The 18,110-nt window shown below is 62.9% G+C and carries 11 protein-coding genes and 1 pseudogene; 5 read left to right on the top strand and 7 right to left on the bottom strand.

Annotation, left to right across the window (positions count from 1 at the left end):
* Positions 1 to 213: pseudogene (locus BFR47_RS17640) on the top strand (IS630 family transposase); the annotation flags it as partial.
* A gap of 11 nt (positions 214 to 224) precedes the next feature.
* Here BFR47_RS17640 and BFR47_RS17635 read toward each other — a convergent pair.
* The 5 genes from BFR47_RS17635 to BFR47_RS16245 form a co-directional block, all read right to left on the bottom strand.
* Positions 225 to 521, bottom strand: coding sequence for an AAA family ATPase (locus BFR47_RS17635; RefSeq protein ID WP_083399193.1), 297 nt, complete (start codon positions 519 to 521; stop codon positions 225 to 227).
* Positions 522 to 1,152: 631 nt separating this feature from the next.
* Complete coding sequence (gene mukB / locus BFR47_RS16260; RefSeq protein ID WP_071474032.1) at positions 1,153 to 5,586, bottom strand: chromosome partition protein MukB; 4,434 nt, start codon at positions 5,584 to 5,586, stop codon at positions 1,153 to 1,155.
* A gap of 2 nt (positions 5,587 to 5,588) precedes the next feature.
* The gene (gene mukE, locus BFR47_RS16255) at positions 5,589 to 6,260 is read right to left on the bottom strand and encodes a chromosome partition protein MukE (RefSeq protein WP_071474031.1); all 672 of its coding nucleotides are present in this window, start codon (positions 6,258 to 6,260) and stop codon (positions 5,589 to 5,591) included.
* Complete coding sequence (mukF, locus tag BFR47_RS16250; protein WP_071474030.1) at positions 6,241 to 7,566, bottom strand: chromosome partition protein MukF; 1,326 nt, start codon at positions 7,564 to 7,566, stop codon at positions 6,241 to 6,243. Before mukF ends, mukE begins: the two co-directional genes overlap by 20 nt.
* A gap of 178 nt (positions 7,567 to 7,744) precedes the next feature.
* Complete coding sequence (locus tag BFR47_RS16245; protein WP_071474029.1) at positions 7,745 to 8,539, bottom strand: methyltransferase domain-containing protein; 795 nt, start codon at positions 8,537 to 8,539, stop codon at positions 7,745 to 7,747.
* A gap of 71 nt (positions 8,540 to 8,610) precedes the next feature.
* On the opposite strand from BFR47_RS16245, the gene BFR47_RS16240 reads away from it, so the two are divergent.
* The 4 genes from BFR47_RS16240 (at position 8,611) to BFR47_RS16225 (ending at position 14,027) form a co-directional block, all read left to right on the top strand.
* Positions 8,611 to 9,387, top strand: coding sequence for an ElyC/SanA/YdcF family protein (locus BFR47_RS16240; RefSeq protein WP_071474028.1), 777 nt, complete (start codon positions 8,611 to 8,613; stop codon positions 9,385 to 9,387).
* 123 nt (positions 9,388 to 9,510) lie between these two features.
* The gene (gene tpiA / locus BFR47_RS16235) at positions 9,511 to 10,263 is read left to right on the top strand and encodes a triose-phosphate isomerase (RefSeq protein WP_071474027.1); all 753 of its coding nucleotides are present in this window, start codon (positions 9,511 to 9,513) and stop codon (positions 10,261 to 10,263) included.
* Between the two features lie 95 nt (positions 10,264 to 10,358).
* Positions 10,359 to 11,321 (top strand): 6-phosphofructokinase, encoded by a 963-nt coding sequence (gene pfkA / locus BFR47_RS16230; RefSeq protein ID WP_071474041.1) that lies wholly within the window; start codon positions 10,359 to 10,361, stop codon positions 11,319 to 11,321.
* A 174-nt stretch (positions 11,322 to 11,495) separates the two neighbouring features.
* Positions 11,496 to 14,027, top strand: coding sequence for an EAL domain-containing protein (locus BFR47_RS16225; RefSeq protein ID WP_245748970.1), 2,532 nt, complete (start codon positions 11,496 to 11,498; stop codon positions 14,025 to 14,027).
* Here BFR47_RS16225 and recD read toward each other — a convergent pair whose 3' ends face one another.
* Positions 14,028 to 16,058, bottom strand: coding sequence for an exodeoxyribonuclease V subunit alpha (gene recD / locus BFR47_RS16220; protein ID WP_071474026.1), 2,031 nt, complete (start codon positions 16,056 to 16,058; stop codon positions 14,028 to 14,030).
* The gene (locus tag BFR47_RS18875) at positions 16,045 to 18,009 is read right to left on the bottom strand and encodes a 3'-5' exonuclease (RefSeq protein WP_245748969.1); all 1,965 of its coding nucleotides are present in this window, start codon (positions 18,007 to 18,009) and stop codon (positions 16,045 to 16,047) included. Before BFR47_RS18875 ends, recD begins: the two co-directional genes overlap by 14 nt.
* Positions 18,010 to 18,110 lie beyond the last annotated feature (101 nt).

Raw genomic sequence — 18,110 nt, 5'->3', positions numbered from 1 at the left:
TGGCTGGCAGATAATCCCAAGTTCATCCTGATCTTCCAGCCGGTCTACTCACCCTGGATTAACAAGATAGAGCTGCTTTGGCACAAGCTGCATGAGACGGTAACCCGCAATCACCAGTGCTACAGCATGGTATCTCTGCTGAAGCGAGTCAGACATTTTATGAATACCGTTTCGCCATTTCCTGGGAGTCGTTACGGAACAGCCAAAATGTAGCACTATTAGGATCAGTTATTTAAGATCTTATCAGTTGATCTATATGACTCTTTAAGCCCTCCCTGTTCTTCATCTGTAGTTGTGAAATGAAGTTCAACCCATGACTCATTATCATCAGTCTCAAATTTTGGAAAGTCTCTTACCTTGTCGTACTTCAACCCACCATCTTCATAAAATGTTCTTAAAGCACTCAACAAATTCGTTTTTCCAGAATTATTTTCACCTACAACAAGTGTATATGGATTAATTTCAAAATCAGCATCTTTTACTGATCTAAAATTGTGAATGATTACTCTTGATAATTCCATTTTTTACTCTTACTTGATTAAAAAATATGGTGTTGAAGCGTATAACATTTTTTAATACTGCGCATGCTCATATATACGCACACAAGTTTTCAACACTACCAACCTAACATACTAATTAACATATTTTTTTATCTTTTATAGTCATTTTCACCCGATAAAATCGAGCATGCTTACATTTCTGCTTGATAATGCGCAGTATTAACGGCTTACCCTTAACCACCTCATTGATAATTCATTTATAAGAACAGTTTTATCAACCCAGTTGCAGATTATTGAGCACTCATCCGCATTATGCCCAACAACCGAAAAATACGGGCTCTGTTGCAAACAGGCACGCTACCGCCCGGATCTTGCGGGCGATCTGGCCTCTCCCTGCCCTGCTTGTGAGGCGCTGTTGCCACTCTGAAAATCTAACTCAAATGAAACCTTCGCATTATAGGCAGCAAGGATTGCAGATTGGAAGCATGAAGGGAGACTTGTAGAGCTGGCCTTTGTCCGACGTGAGCCACAAGACCAGTGCAAGGATACAAAAAGCCCCGCGCCTGTCGGCTACGGGGCTTGTTGAGTATTTCCTGGTCTGTTCCGCCGGCTAACGCGGCGGCCACCAATGATGTTCTATTCCATTATGCCGCTATGCCACCTGCTCGGCGGCGAAGCCGCGCAAGCCCACCACGTGTACGTGTTCCTGCTTGCCGTGCACCTTGCGGATCAGCTTGTAGGTGGTGCCTTTTTCCGGGCTGATGTTCTCGGGCGCGGCAATCAGCAACTGCATGTCCTGCCGTTCGCACAGCTCGAACAGGGTGGCGATGGAGCGGGCGTCCAGTCGTGCCGCTTCGTCCAGGAACAACAGGCGACAGGGCAATACGTCCTTGTTGCGCAGGTGGCGGGATTCTTCCTCCCAGCTCTGCAGCACCATCAGCAGAATGGCCTGGCCGGTCCCGATGGCCTCGCCGGTCGACAAGGCGCCACTCTCGGCGCGCAGCCAGCCGTCGGCGCCGCGCTGCACTTCGATGTCCAGATCCAGATAGTTGCGATAATCCAACAAGGCCTGCCCCAGCACCTGCGGGCTGCGATCGCCCTGCTCCAGCTGCGGATTCAGGCGCTGGAACAACTTGCCCATCGCCTCGGAGAAGCTCAGTTCCTTGCTGCTGAACAGGTCCTGATGGCGACCTTCCGGGTCGCTCAGGGCTTCCAGCAGGCGGCCATAGGTATCGCGAATGTTCACGTTCAGCCGCACCCCGGCCACCAGACCGAAGCTGATGTTCTGCAGGCCCTGGTTGAGCTGGCGAATGCGGTTCTGCTCGCGGCGGATGATGGTGTTGATCTTGGCCGCCACCTCATGGGAAGACAGCGACAGCTGGCCTTCACGCAGTTGCAGCTCGTCCGCCAGCCGGCCCAGCTCCACTTCCATCTCTTCCAGCGCTTCCACCGGATCGTCGGCCCGGATGATGTCGTGACGGATGCGCGCCTTGAGGTGGCTGAACACCAAGATGTAGAACTGCACCTTCTGCAGGGTGTTGCGGTTGCCCTCGGAGAGACGCAGGGCGTCGCGCAGCTCTTCGTCGTGGGCCACCGCCATGCGCAGGGCGCCCAGCGCCTTGTCGGAAATGGAACGCAGCTCGTCCGCATCCAGATACGCCAGCTCCGGCCGGGCCAGACGCCGCTCCACATCGTGGTCCCGCGCCAGTCGCGCCACCCTGGCCCAGTTGGCCTTGTGGGCCACCAGCGCCTTGCGGGCGGCAAAGTAACCCTGGCCGTCCTTGCCGAGGCGCTGACTCAGGGATTCGATTTCGCGCTTGCTCACCTGGCGCTGGGCCTCGGTCTGGCTGCGCTTGCCACGGGTATGCACCAGCTCGCTCTCGATCGAACGCTTGGCATCCCGGGCCTTGTCTTCCATATCCGGCGCAAGCTGAATGCCCAGGGCATTCAGTTCGTCGCGGAATTCGTTCAGGGTCTGGCTCCGGGCATCCCGGCCGGTCACCAGGGCGGTGCGGGCCTGCAGCGCATCGGTCAGGCGACCATTGAGCTGCTCTGCACGCGCACCGGCCTTGCGACGGGCTTCTTCTGCCTGTACCAGCTTGGCCTTGAGGCTGTCGTTCATGGCCGAGCTTTGATCCAGCAACTGCTCGGCGTCCGCATAGGCCAGGTGCGGCAGGCGTGCCACCAGCTGGGTCAGGGCATAGGTACGATTGCGGGCCTCGGTCAGCTCGGCTTCGGCCTCGGCCACCTGCTGTTGCAGGGCGTCGAATCCGGCGGGATCCTGGCGCAATACCTGCACCTGCTCGGCCAGCCGGCCCAGGCGCTGACCGTGGGCGGCCATGAAGTCGCGGGCGGTTTCCAGCCGGGCCAGCTCTTCCCGGGCGCTGTCCAGCCGCTGGGCCTGCCCCTCGTCGGCCAACAGCTCCGCCAGCGGCAGCAGCTTGTGCAGCAACGCCTGCTGCTCGCGCAGCTGGTTGCGGCGGGCCTGCCACTGGTCGCGCTGCTCGGCAATGGTCGCCAGCTCCTGCTCCAGCTGATGCTGCTGGGCGGCCAGTTGCTCCAGCGCGGCTTCCGGGTCATCGCCAAAGGCCAGTTGCAGGCCCTGGCTTACAAATTCACTCAGCTGATGATAGAGACGGCTGTGCTTCTGCTGGGCGAAGGCGGACTCCGCATACCGGCTGCTGGCGGTTTCCAGCTCGGCACTCAGCTGCTCTATCTTGGCCTCGCGGGCGGCGCGGCCGAACATCGGCTCGGTGGGGAACCGGGAGTAACGCAGCTGGCGTTCGCCGTTTTTCACCCAGATGGCGCCATCCAGCTCGGTGGCGTGCAACAGATCTTCGTCGAAGGCGTCCGGGTTACCCTGGATCAGGTACAAGTCTGCCGGGCAGGACTCCAGCGCCTGCAGTTGCGCCAGCGCCGCCTGGGGATCGGCCACGACGATGCCATTGCGGGCCGGGCCGTACAGCGCCTCGTAATAGGGGGCGTCGTCCACCGCGATGTCGTCGTACACATCGGCCAGCAGGGTGCCACCCAGTTGTTCGCACAGGGCAATCAGCCGTGGGTCGGCGTCACTGCCACTGCTCAGGCCACGGATCTGCTGCTCCAGCCGCTGCTTGGCGGCCAGCGCCTGCTGCTTGTTCTGTTCGGCCTGATGCTCGTCGCGCAGCGCCTGCTGCATGGCGGCGGTCACCTCAGCGCTGTCGGTCAACGGCTGGCCGGACAGCTCGCGCAACCGCTCAAGCTGCTGCCGGGCCTGGTGCCAGGCAGGCGCCTGCTTGCGCAGCTCACTCACCCGGGGCGCGATTTGCCCCAGACGGGACTGGCTCTGGCGCTGGGCATCGGCACAGTCGGCCAGTTTTTCTTCCAGCTCGCTCTTCTGCTCGTCCAGTTCCGCCAGTTGCAGTTCCAGCTCGGCCTCGTCGTTCACCGGCCGACCCAGCCGGGCCAGCTCGGCCTGCAGGGCCGCGGCTTTTTCGCGCTTGTCGGCGTCCTGCTCGGCCTGCTGCAACTGGCGGCGAATGGCCCCATCCCGCGCCAGCAGCGCCTGATATTCCCGGCCCTGTTCCAGCAACTGGCCGGCACGGGCAAAGGCGGAGGCCCGGTTGGCCTCGCCGTCGATGGCCTGCAGCAGCGCCAGCGCCTGATCGTACTGGGCACGGGCCGCTTCGGCCAGCGAGAGCTGCTGGCGTTGCTCCAGCACCACGGCGGTCAGCTGTTGTTCGCGCTGCTGGTGGGCCTGCTCCTGCTCTTTGGCCTGCTCCGGGCTCAACTCCGGCAGGCCGCAGCGCACCTTGGCCTCGCCCAGGGCCTGACGGGCCTGACGATACTGAATGGCGCGGGTCTGCTGGGTGTCCAGCGCCTGCTGGTAGTCGGCCAGCTGACTCTTGAGGCTGTCTACTTCTTCTTCGGCCGCCGCCTTGGTGGCGGTGGCCTCTGCATGTTCGTCCTGCAGCTCGGCCAGGGTTTCTTCCTGAATGGCGAGCTTTTCTTCCAGCTCGTCCAGTTCCTGCTGGTAGCCGGCGATCTTCTCGCTGAGCTTGACCCCGCTCAGCACCCGCGCCAAATGCTCGGAGGCGATGTCCAGCTCTTCACCCAGCATGCGCTCGCGGGCGGCCAGGTGCTCCAGCTCGTCGGCCAGATAAATCAGCCGGGCTCGCTCTTCCGCCAGAATGCGACGCTCGTTGGCCAGGGCCTTGCGCGCCGCCAGCGCCTGCTCCGACAGCCGCTTCTTCTCGGCGCTGTTACGCACATAGTCGGCGGCCGCATAATGGGTGGTTTCGGTGATCAACTGGCGAAACTGGTCCCGCTGCCGCTGGGTTTCGCGTATGGCTTCCAGGGTGCGACGGTTCTCGAAGATCGCCGCTTCCATGTCATTGAAGGCCTTGCGGATACCGGCGTTTTCCGGCAGCAGGTAGTCCTTGAGGCTGCGGCTGATGGTGCTGGAAATACCGCCGTACAGCGAGGCTTCGATCAGGCGATAGAACTTGACCCGGTCACGCTGATCCTTGAGCTTGCGCGGGGTCACGCCGGTGTCGAACAGAAAGTTGTGATACTCGCTCACCGTATTGAAGCGGGCAAAGCGCAGGCCGTCCTGCTGGGCCGCCGCCTTCAGCTCGTTGAGCGAGCGTACCTGGCCGCGACCGTCGTCGAGCCGGTGCAGCAGCAGCGCGGTCGGGGTGTGCTCGGGCGTGATGCCCTGCAGGCTGAAGGGAGTGAGGTTGACCTTGTTGTCGCGGTTGGCCACCTGCTCCAGGTGCACGCCAAACCAGACCCGCTCGCCTTGCGAGGTGTCCACTTCAATCAGCGAATAGCAGTGACCGCGCTGCAGTTTGCCGTACAGGCCCTTGTCGCGGCTGCCGGACTGGCTGCCCGCCTCGGTGGTGTTGCGAAAGTGCAGCAGGCTGAGATCGGGGATCAGCGCCGCGATAAAGGCGGCCATGGTGGTGGACTTGCCGGCGCCGTTGCCGCCGGACAGGGTGGTCACCAGGGTGTCCAGCTCGAAGGTACGGGCGAAGAAGCCGTTCCAGTTGACCATGGTCAGGGAATGAAACTTGCCCCGGCTGAAGGTGGTTAGCGTTTCTGGCATGCTCACTGCTCGTTCTCCTGCTCTTCGTCCTGGTCGTGGCCGGCCACCGCCTCGCCGTCTTTAATCATGCGCAGTTGCAGCGCGCGCGGGTCTTCGTCACTGCGCACATCGGCGGCAAAGCGAAACACCGCCTCGCTGATGCGAAACTTGTCCTGGCTGCCCACGGCGCTGACCATGCCCAGCCGCTTTAGCCGGCGAATGGCGCTCTTGAGTTTGTCGGCCAGCTTGCGTTTGTCGAGATCACTACCGCCGGCTCGCTGGTTGACCATGCGCAGCAGCGCGGCTTCGTTGGCCAGGGTCAGCACTTCTTCCTGCAGGTCGAGCAGCGAAAACACCCCTTCGTTGCTCAGCCGGTCCGGGCTCAGGTACAGGTAGCACAGCACCTTGCCCACCAGCATTTCCAGCTCCGACAGAATGGAGCTGCCGAGCTCGCTGGTCGAGCGCGGGCGCAGGTAGTAGAAGCCCTCGGGGGCACGTACCAGCTCGACATGGTAACGCTGGTAAAAGGCCTCCAGCTCCGGGTAATACTCCTGCAGCAACGAATGCTGCTCCAGCTCGTCGGCGCTGATGTGGCGGCCCGCGCGCAGCTGGTTGTCTAGTGCCGGAAACAGCGGATTGGCAATGGCCTGGGCCAGACGGGGGTCCAGGGCGAGATCAGTATTGGTCGATAACATGTGCTTGTACCTTGGCCCCGTGGGCATTGATGAGCTGCCAGTCCGGCTGGGCGGCACCCAGGCATTCGGCGTTGGCGTGGCCCAGTTTGACCGCTTCGTCGATCAGCAAACGGGCAATATCAAAATGTTGGTATTGAGGGTAATCGTGCAGGTAGTCCTTGAGCACGGCGGCCATGTCGAGCGGCTTGCCGGCCAGCGGAAACGCCTGCAGATGATCGCGGATGCGGCCCGACAGTTCGGCGGACACGTCCACCATGTCGTGATATTCCAGTTCGACCGGCAGCTCGCCGGTCACCTCTTCGGCATAGGCGGCCATGGTTTCGTCGCGCAGTTCCAGCAGCGGCTGGGCCTGGGCGATGCGCAGCCGCCAGTTGTGATCCTCGAACTGACGAATAGACTCGCGCAGCCGCTGGCTGAAGGCGCGGTGCTTGTCCATGTCGATGGCGGTGCGGATGAAGCGATGCACGTGGCGGTCGTAGCGGGACCACAACTCGATGCACTGGCTGCCCCAGTGGATGATGGCGTCCAGCCGGGCCTGCAACTGCTGACAGAGGGGGGCGACACTGCTGCCGCGCTCGCTCTGCTGCAACTGCTCTTCGATGTTGAGCAGGCTCTGCTGCAGGCCGTGGCCGGCCTTGTCCAGGGTGTCCTGCAGCTCGCGCAGGGTCAGACCGGTTTCGCGCAGCAACTGTTCGCAGGCGGAAATGGCCTCGTGCCAGTTCTTGTTGAGCAGGGCCGCGATGTTGGCCTTGACCGCACTCTGCTGCTCGTCCATGGCGCGCTGGGTGTCGTCGATGCGCGCCAGTTGCTCGGACACCGAATACTTCAGCCGGCCGGCCACCTCCTGTGCCCATTGCTGCTCACCGGGGTCGGTGGCGATGGCCGCGGCCACCTGATCCAGATCCCGGGCAATCTGCTCCAGTTGCAGCGACAGCTTGATCTGGCTGACCTCGCGCTGGGCGGCAAAGAATTCGACGATGGCCACGCCGAGGCGGGTCAGCCGGTACAGGCTCTCGCCCTCCCCCGGTTCACCCTGAAAACGGCTCAGCAGGCGCTGACGCACCAGATCGTTGATGGCGTTGTTGGCACGGCTGGCCTGGGTGTCGTCGGCCTGGTCGAAGCCCTTGCTGACAAAGCCGAAGGCATGATGCAGCTCGGCTTCTGTCAGTTGCGGCTGCTCGCCGCCCCGGCCGAATACCTGTATCGCCAGCAAGAAGGCCAGCCGTTCGGGGGGCAGGTTCAACCCCAGGTTTTCCTCTCTGACCCAGCCAATCCAGTCCGGCAGGGTGCGGGACATATCCGTCATCTTGCTGCTCTCTTCAGTTCTTGTTTTGATAACGATGCACAGAGGATACAGGGAGGAGCAAGAGAGCTGCCCCGCCGACCCTCCGCGCCAAGGATGGCGCGGCGGAGCCCCCATGGATGGGTTTACGGCGTGTCGGCGGGGCAGTCTCTTGCTTCGACCTTCCCTTACTCCAGAATCCTCAGTCGCCCTTTTTTGCCAGCACGTGAATGTAGCGTCCCAGGTGCATGAAGGGCGCTTGGCGGGCGTGGGCCAGCTCCATGGCGATCACTTCGTCCGCCTGCTCGACCCGGATGCGTTTTTCCACCATATAGTCGTGGATCACCCGCACCCCGCTGCGTCCGGTTATAACAAAGCCCAGCTCGTCCAGCCAGCGGTATACCTCATCGGGTTTGCAGGGCCAGCCCGGTGTCAGCTTCTGGCGTCGTTTCTTGACCAGATTGGCGTGCACATAATCAAAATGCCCCATCACCAGGCTGTGGTACAGGAGGCCGTCGCGGTTGTAAAACATCAGCGACAGATGACCGCCGTCCGCCAGCAGCGCCTGCAAACAGGCCAGCAACCGGGCCTGCTCTTCCACCCATTCCAGCACCGCATGGCACAGAATCAGGTCGAACTGGCCCAGATCTTCAACACTCAACGACTGAATGGGCGCCTGAATAAATTCGAATTGCGCAAGCAACCCCTTTTCCGCCACCTGCTCCCGGGCCAGCGCCAGCATCTCGCCGGACAGATCGCACAGCACCACCTGGTGGCCAAGTGCCGCCAGCGGCTGCGACAGGGGGCCAAAGCCACCCCCCGCATCCAGAATGCGCAAGGGGCGATCCGGCAAACCGGCCAGCAACTCGTCAATATCCCGGCTCAACACCGCCAGTCGAATGCGACCCTTGGTGGTGCCATAGATGTTGCGCGCGAAGGTATGACTCTTGCCATCGAAATTGGTATTGCTCTTTACTACCTTGGGCTTTCTTCTCACCTTGGTATTTCTTGCTGAGTCCGGGGAGGCTATTCTGGCACAACCGATACGGTTAACAAATGAGTGTGTACATGGAGCTGGCGTTTTTGGCCAAAAAGTGGCTGGGTAGCCTGTTATTACCGCTACCTCTGCTGCTGATACTGGGGTTTTTCGGGTTGATTATGCTGCTGAGGCACCACAGGCGCAGTGGAAGTACCCTGATCCTGCTGTCGCTGGCGGCCTTGCTGCTGCTCTCGACCCGGCCGGTGGCCAACCGGCTGATAGCGCCGCTCGAGTCGCAGTATCCGCCCCATGTGGTTGACGCCGGCGCAGAACAAGCGGCGCAGGACATCATCGTGCTGGGCGCCGCCCAGGTGGCGGATCTGTCGCTGCCGTTGCTGAGCCAGCTCGGCCAGGCCGGGCTGGTGCGCATTACCGAAGGGGTACGGCTGGCCCATGCCTACCCCGATGCCCGGCTGATCCTGAGCGGTTATGCGGGGGGCGAAGGCCGCTCCAGCGCCGAGCTTTACGGCGCCGTGGCCCAGGCACTGGGCATTTCATCCGCTCGCCTGCTGATGTTGCCCGAGCCGAAAGACACCGCCGAAGAAGCCGCTGCCATCGCCCCGCTCATTGCCGGGCGCCGGGCGCTGCTGGTCACTTCCGCCAGCCACATGCCCCGCGCCATGACGCTGTTTCAGAGCCGGGGCGCCCGGCCCCAGGCGGCGCCGGTGGGTCATCATGCCAAGGAAAGCCGTGCCGCCCTGCCGCTATACTCCTATCTGCCCCGCGCTCATTATCTGGAGCGCAGCGAAATTGCCTGGCATGAATATCTCGGCAGCGCCTGGCTGCGACTGCGGCAAGGGCCATGAGTCGCTCTCGACTTGACTTGTTATTAACAAAAGAAGAAAAATTACATCATTTTGGGCTCCCAGGCTGGTCGATCCCGGATTAACACCATACAATGACGAAATTTAACCAAAAGGAAACATAAAATGCGACAGACACTGGTAATGGGTAACTGGAAACTCAACGGCAGCAAGACCATGGTCGCCGAGCTGATCAACGCCCTCAAGGCCCCCGCCGCCGAGACCCCAAGCGTGGCCGTGGCAGTATGCCCGCCGGTACTGTTTCTCGGTCAGGCTCAGGCGCTGCTGAACGACAGCACCATCGCCCTTGGCGCCCAGGATGCCGACATCCACACTCAGGGCGCCTTTACCGGCGAAAACTCCCCGGCCATGTATCCGGAGTTTGGCGTACATTATGTACTGGTCGGCCACAGCGAGCGCCGCACTCTGCACGGCGAAAGCGATGCCATGGTCGCCACCAAGTTTGCCGCCATCCAGCAGGCCGGTCTGGTGCCGGTGCTGTGCATCGGTGAAACCCTGGAGCAGTTTGAAGCGGGTGAAACCCAGGCCGTGGTCGAACGCCAGCTGCAGGAAGTGATTGCGCACAGCGGCATCGAGGCCCTGGCCAACGCCGTAATCGCCTACGAGCCCGTCTGGGCCATCGGCACCGGCAAGACCGCCACCCCCGAGATTGCCCAGAGCGTACACGCCGCCATTCGTGGCTTCCTGGCCGGGCAGAATGCCGACGTGGCCGCCGGCGTACAGATCCTCTACGGCGGTTCGGTCAAGGGCGCCAGTGCCGCCGGTTTGTTTGCCATGGAAGACATCGACGGCGCCCTGGTCGGCGGCGCCGCCCTGCAGGCGGACGAGTTTGCCGCCATTATCCGCGCCGGCGCCTGATTGCCATCAACCGGGTCGGACTGCGACCCGGTTGAAAGTGACAGGTTCCGGAATGACAGTTACGGATTCCAGAATGAATGTACATCGAGGGCCAGATGATAAAACGAATTGGAGTACTGACCAGCGGCGGTGATGCCCCGGGCATGAACGCGGCCATCCGTGCCGTGGTGCGGACCGGCCTGCACCACAACCTGGAGGTGTTCGGCATTCACAGCGGCTATCTGGGGTTGCATCAGGATGACATCGTGCCGCTGGAGCGGCATTCGGTGTCCGATGTCATCACCCGGGGCGGCACCTTCCTTGGCTCGGCACGCTTTCCCGAGTTCAAGGACGAAAAAGTGCGCGCCGAAGCGGTCGAAAACCTGAAAAAACACGGCATCGACGCCCTGGTGGTGATCGGCGGCGACGGTTCCTACATGGGTGCCATGCGCCTGACCGAAATGGGCTTTCCCTGCATCGGCATTCCCGGCACCATCGACAACGACATCGCCGGCACCGACTATACCATCGGCTTCGATACCGCGCTCAACGTGGCGGTGGAGGCCATCGACCGGCTGCGTGATACCTGCAGCTCTCACAACCGCATCTCGGTGGTGGAGATCATGGGCCGTCACTGTGGCGATCTCACCTCTTCTGCCGCCGTGGCCGGCGGTGCCGAATACGTCATCGTGCCGGAAATGACCTTCGATCAGGACGAGCTGCTGCAGCAGATCCACGAAGGGGTGGCCAAGGGCAAGAAGCACGCCATCGTCGCCATCTGCGAGAACGTGTGTGACGTCAACCAGCTGGCAAAAGCCATTCAGGCCGCCACCGGTCGCGACACCCGCGCCACCATTCTGGGTCACATCCAGCGCGGCGGCACCCCCACGGCGCAGGACAGGATCATGGCCAGCCGCATGGGCTCCCGCGCGGTGGAGCTGCTGCTGGAAGGCTACGGCGGCCGCTGCGTGGGCCTGCAGAGCAACCTGATCGTGCATCACGATATCATCGACTGCATCAAGCACCTCAAGCGTCCCTTCAACGAAGAAATGTACCAGCTGTCGAACACCCTGTTCTGACCAGCTGCCGGTGCCGGCCTGGGGCATATCCTGGCCGGCACCGCCCTGCTCCCAAGACCAGCGCCGGCATGGCGAGACGGTCGTTTAAATCCCTACAACGGGTACGACAATCACTTCTGTTTCGGCGGCCGGATATGCTAATGTCTCGGTCAAACCGGCTCAAATGAATATAATGTGATATATCTCGATCCCACCGTTGCCGACATGCCTGTCGAGCGCCTGATGCAAACCGCGCTGCTTACCTGCAGCCCCGATACCCCCTTGCATGAAGCGGCACAACGCATGGCCAACCGCCAATGCAGCTCCATGCTGATCATGCACAGAAACGAGGTACTGGGCATCTGGACCGAGCACGACAGCCTGCGGCTGGACTTCGATGATCCCGGCTCCCTGCACATCCCCATCAACGAGGTCATGAGCAGCCCGGTGAGCAGCCTGCACCAGAGTACCCCTATCACCGAGGTCGCCCGACGCTTTGGCGAGGAGCAACGACGGCATTTTCTGGTGGTGAACGATGAGGGCCTGCCACAGGGAATTGTGTCTCAGACCGACATCGCGCTGAAACAGGGACTGGAGCTTTATCTCTGCCTGCGCGAGGTGCACGATGCCATGGATAGCCAGCCACTGGTGCTGCCCGGTACCCTGTCGCTGGGCCAGGCCGCCGCCGGCATGCGCGAGCAGAAACGGGATGCCGCCGTCGTCGCCTGCGAAAACGGCGAGTTCGGCATTATCACCGAACGTGACATGGTGCGCTTTGCCGCCCGTCACCCGGGCAACACTTCCATCGGCCAGCTGGTCAGCCGGCCGCTGCAGACCATCGATGCCGACGACACCCTGTTGCGGGCCAGAGACATTCTGATCGACAACCGGTTGCGTCACCTGGCGGTGCAGGACAAAAAGCGCCGGATTGTGGGCATGCTTGGCTTTCGTCATATGCTGGAAGGTGCCGAACAGCGTTACCAGCTGGAATTACGCCAGGCCCTGGCCCAGCGCGATCAGGCGCTGAGCCGCTCCAGACTCAACCTGCAACTGGCCGAGCGGGTGATCGAGGCCTCACTGGAAGGCGTGATCATCACCGATGCCCGTGGACATATCGAATTCGTCAATCCGGCCTTCAGCCATACCACCGGCTATCCGCAGGAAGAAGTGCTGGGCAAGACGCCGGCCATACTGTCATCCGGCCGTCATGATGCGACTTTTTATGCCGACATGTGGCAAACCCTGCGGCAAAAAGGCTATTGGCGCGGCGAAATCTGGAACCGGCGCAAAAATGGCCAGCTTTATCTCGAGCTGCTGACCATCACTGCCATCCGTGATTCAAACCAGGACATCAGCAATTTTGCCGCCCTGTTCACCGATATTACCCACATACGGGAAAACGAGGATCAGATCCGCAAGCTGGCCTATTACGACGCCCTGACCCGGCTGCCCAATCGTCGCCTGCTCGAAGACCGGCTGGAACTGGCCATTCGTCATGCCCATCGTCATCAGCAGCGGCTGGCGGTACTGTTCATCGATCTGGATCATTTCAAGCAGGTCAACGATACCCTGGGCCACGCCGCCGGCGACGAGCTGCTGCTCGATGTATCGCGCCGCATGGTCGCCCGGCTGAGAGAAGATGACACCCTGGCCCGCCTGGGGGGCGACGAGTTTATCGCCCTGTTGCCCGACTTGCATGAAACCGATGAAGCCTCGCGCATTGCCCGCCGCCTGATTGAGGCCATCGACGATCCCTTCGAAATCAATAATCAGACCTTTCGCATCGGCTGTAGCCTGGGGATCAGCCTCTACCCCGACGATGGCACCACCGTCGAGCAGTTGCTGCAACGTGCGGATGCGGCCATGTATCGCGCCAAGCAGGAAGGCCGCAACACCTATCGCCTTTACAGCACCAGCATGGATGTGCACGAACATCGCTGGCTGGCGATGGAAACCGCGCTGCGTGACGCCATCGACAGCGGGGAAGGACTGAGCCTGCACTATCAGCCCCTGGTGGAACGGGACTCCGGCCGGCTTGCCAGCATGGAGGCCCTCGCCCGCTGGCATCATCCGCGGTTCGGCCCGGTCTCCCCCGGCGACTTTATCCCCCTGGCGGAACGCTCAGGCCTGATACTGCCGCTCAGTCGTCGGCTGATGAAGATGGTCGCGGCCCAGCTACGCCACTGGCTGGACGCCGGTCTGGCGCCGGTGCCGGTGGCCGTTAACCTGTCGGCCCGGCAGTTCTGGCAATTCGATTTGATTGAGCAAATCCGCTCTCTGTATCAGGAATATCGGCTGCCGGACGGCCTGATCAGCTTCGAGCTGACCGAAAGCATGCTGCTCGACAAGCAACAGCAGGCGGTACAGATTTTAACGGCACTGCGCCAGCTTGGCTGCCAGGTCGCCATGGATGACTTTGGCACCGGCTACTCTTCCCTGAGCTATCTGCACCAGTTGCCGATCACCGCCCTCAAGATAGACAAATCCTTTATCCAGCAACTGGGCGAAAGCCAGGGCAGCGAAACCATTCTGGCCGCCATCACCGGCATGGCCCAGGGGCTGAAGCTGACGGTGGTGGCCGAGGGCGTGGAAACCGACGCGCAACTGGATGCCCTGCGCCGGTATCACGTCAATCTGATCCAGGGCTACCTGACCGGCCGCCCCATTCCCGCGCAGCAGATCGCCGAACGCTATTTGATAAACGAAAGCCGCGCTTCGCCGCCATGATCAGTCGGCGGCCTGCAAACCGGCCAGCAAGCCGCTACGCCGCTCTACCCGCCGCTGCACCGCCTGCTCGAACACCGAAGACCGGCTTTCGATCAGGCTGAAGTGGTGGCGGGCGCGGGTAATGCCGGTGTAGAGCAGCTCCTTGGTCAATACCGGATTCAGACCGTCCGGCAGGATCAGCGCGGTATGGGAAAACTCCGAGCCCTGGGACTTGTGCACCGTCATCGCGAACACGGTTTCCACCGCACTCAAGCGACTGGGCAGCACGAATTTAAGCTCGCCGGAGCCGTCGTTGCGCGGAAAGGCCACCCGCAGCAGGGGGCGGCCCGGCTCGTCAGGCAGGCGCAGGGCGATGCCGATATCGCCGTTCATCAGCCCCAGGCTGTAATCGTTGCGGGTCACCAGCACCGGTCGCCCCTCGTACCAGCCCTGCTCCGCCGGCAGCAAGCCACGCCGGTGCAGCAGGGTGGCGATGCGCAGGTTGAGGCCTTCGACGCCCCAGGGCCCCTTGCGCACCGCACACAGCAGCCGGAACTCGTCGAAGGCGGCCAGCACCCCGCCCGCCCAGAGGTTCCAGGCCGGATCCTCCGGCGGGCAATCCGCCGCCGGCCGCTCGCGCTGCAGCCGTTCGAGGTAACGGTCGTAGCCACCGGCCTGACCCCACCCCTGCAGCAACAATCGATCCAGCGCCTTGTCCTGCTCGCCGCGCAGTCGTTGCAGATGCAGATCGGCATTCCCCTCGTTCAGAATGGCGCTGGCGGTGGCCGCATCCTGCTCGTTCACCGCCCGGGCCAGTCGTCCGATGCCGGAGCCACTGCCGAAACGACGGGAATAGCGCAGCATCAGGGTGCGCTGGGCCAGCGGGTGTTGCTCGGCACTGCCCGTCCGCAGGCCCTGATGAGCCAGGCTTTCACCGCTGACCTGCTCCAGCCAGCGGCCGAGGGCGGGATCATAAAAGCCGCCCTCCGCATCCCGGCACAGGTCACCGAGCAGGGCTCCCGCTTCCACCGAGGCCAGCTGATCCTTGTCGCCCAGCAGGATCAGCCGGGCATGGAGTGGCAGCGCCGCCAGCAGGCAGGCCATCATCTCCAGATCGATCATCGAGGCTTCGTCCACCACCAGCACGTCCAGCGGCAACAGATTGCCCGCATGATGACGAAAGTGGCGACTGTCCGGCAGGCTGCCCAACAGCCGGTGCAGGGTGGTGACCTCGCTCGGGATCTGGCTGCGTACCGCCTCGCTCACCGGCAGCGAGGCCACCTGGGCACCGATGGACTCGGTCAGCCGGGCCGCCGCCTTGCCGGTCGGGGCCGCCAGCCGGATGCGCAACGGTTGTGCGCCCGCCGATTGTTGCAGCAGCGCCAGCAACCGCACTACGGTGGTGGTCTTGCCGGTGCCGGGGCCGCCGGTGATGAGGCTGAAATTGCCCCGCACCGCCAGCGCACAGGCCAGCTTCTGCCAGTCGGTCTTCCGCTGGCCGTCCACCACCAACGGCTCGGGAAACAACTGCTCCAGCTGTTCGCTCAGCCGGTCGGGCAAGGCTGGCTGCTGCTTCAACCGGACAGACAAGGCGCTGGCCACCGACTGTTCGTAGCGCCAGTAACGGCGCAGATAGAGTCGCTCGCCATCCAGCACCAGCGGGGTGGAAGGGTCGCCCTCGGCAGCGGCCACCAGCCCACTGCCCTGCAGCACCCGGCACCAGCTCTCTCGGGTGACCTCGGCCAGTACCATGGAGGGCAAGGGAGTGGTGCCTGCCTCGTCGCCTTCCGGCGGCAGTGACAACGCAAAATCGGGGCTGGCCAGGGTGGCGACGAGATCCAGACACACATGGCCATGGCCCAGCTGATGACTGGCCAGCGCCGCCGCCAGCAGCAACAGCGGCTCGGCGTTGGGCTCCAGCTCGGCAAAAAAGCCGGCCAGGGCCCGGTCCAGCGCCCGCAGCCAGCCCTGTTCGACCCAGGCATCCAGCAGCAGAAAGGTCTGCTCCCGGTCGTGCAGGGACGCCTCCGTGATCACATCAGGCTGATTCATTCGATGACTCCTCGTCAGGCTGGCCGGTCGCTTCTTCTCCGGTACGCTCATCGCCGCTAAAAAGGGCGTCCAAGGTTTCTATCAGTTCACGGGGCGGCCGGTCCCGGTAAACCGCCTCGGGATGGCGCACAAACAGGTAGAGGGCGCCGCCCATGTGGGTGTCGTAATCGTAATCGGGCAGCCGCAACTTCAGCTGGCGATGCAGCGCCAGCAGGTAGAGCACATACTGCAGATCGTAACGGTGCTTCAGCACCTGCTCTTCCATCGCCGCCCGGGTATAGGCGGCCTCGTCATTGCCCAGCCAGTTCGACTTGTAGTCCACCACGAAATAGCGCCCCTGATGTTCGAACACCAGATCGATAAAGCCCTTGAACATGCCGTTCAGGGTATCGGGCAGCAACTCGGCCCGGGGCTGGCCCGGCAGTACCGCCGCCTGCACCAGGGCGTCGATGCGACGCACGTCCACTTTGCTGACCTCCAGCCAGAACTCCAGCTCCGGCTGAAAGGCGCTCAGCCCGGCCAGCCTGGGGGCGGTCATCTCCGGCTCAGGCTCACACAGGGGGGTATGCAACAGCTGCCGCAGCCAGTCGCCCAGCGGGGCTATCCATTCGGTCAGGCCACGCAGCTGACAGCGGCGGGCCAGCTGGTCCGCCAGCGCCGGCGAGTCGGCATCGAAGCCTTCGCGCCCGGCCAGCTCCAGCAGGCCGTGCAGGAAGGTCCCCGGATTGGGTCCTCGCGGAAAACGGTGCAGGGTCGGCGTTTCACCCGGGCGCAGCGGAATGAACACCGACTCCCGCTCATCGTCCGCCACCGTGGACGCCGCCGGGCTCTCCGGAGCCGCATCCTCGAAGCGCCGGGCCGGCCGGGCCACACTCGCCTCGCCGGTACGCAGGGCGCTGTAAGAGGCAATCCACCAGTGCTCGGCGGCGGCTCGGGTTGGGGTGCGCCAGTGGGGCTCGGTGGCGGCTTCCTGCTTGTCCTGCAACGGCTGCATGCTTGGCACGGGCGCGGACGTCAGCTCTATGTCCCCCGCCACCGCCAGCGGACCCAGCCAGTCGCCCAGCGCCCGGCTGTTGGGCAAGGGCACTCCGGCGCCCAGCAGATAGCCCAGCGCCGAGTCATGCAGCCGCGAGTTTTTGGCGTTGCCCACCTTGATATCGGCCATGCCCAGCCAGCAGGCGTGCCGGGCGCGGGTCAGCGCCACATAGAGCAGGCGCAGGTCTTCTCCCAGTCGCTCGCGGTCGGCCTGTGCCAGTTGATCTTCGTTCGGGTTCAGCACCAGCCGGCGCCGTTCGCCGTCGTGCAGTTGCACCGCCCTGCCCTTTTTCTGTGCCTTGAACGAGCAGATAAAGGGCAGAAACACCAGCGGGTATTCCAGCCCCTTGGACTTGTGAATGGTCACCACCCGCACCAGGGCCGCATCGCTTTCCAGCCGCAGCACCTGCTCGTCCGCCGCCTGCCCCTCGCCGCCGAGCAGCTCCGCCAGATGCCGGGTCAGCGCCTGTTCGCCATCCAGGGTAGCCGCCGCCTGCTGCATCAGTTCGGCCAGATGCAGTATATTGGTCAGGCTGCGCTCGCCATCGGCGCGTAGCATCAACCGGCCCGGCAGGGCGAAGTCGTGCAGTAGCTGATGCACCATGGGCAGTACGCCCTGTCGACGCCAGCGGCTGCGATAATCGCGAAACTGCATCACCCGCCGCTCCCAGCTGCGTTCGTCCTGATTGAGCTGCTCCAGCTCGCTCAGGGTCAGTCCCAGGCTGCGACTGGCCAGTGCCGCCCGCAGCAGGCGATCCTGCTCCGGTTCGGCGCAGGCGCGCAGCCACAACAGCAGATCCCGGGCCTCCTGACTGTCGAAGATGGAGTCCTTGTCGGAGAGATAGACGCTGCGTACCCCGCGGTCCGCCAGCGCGGTGCGAATGGCCTCGGCTTCCCTGAAGTCTCGGACCAGCACCGCGATGTCACTCGGCTGCAGGGCGTTGAAACCCCGGTCACCGGCGAAGCGGCCTCACCCTGCCGCCCCAGATTGAGCAGCCGGGTGATGTCGGTGGCCGC

Origin of the sequence: Oceanisphaera psychrotolerans (assembly GCF_001870485.1) — a bacterium.
Taxonomy (GTDB): Bacteria; Pseudomonadota; Gammaproteobacteria; order Enterobacterales; family Aeromonadaceae; genus Oceanimonas; species Oceanimonas psychrotolerans.
The sequence above is the reverse complement of the archived record's forward strand: the minus strand, read 5'-3'. Positions and strand labels throughout refer to the sequence as shown.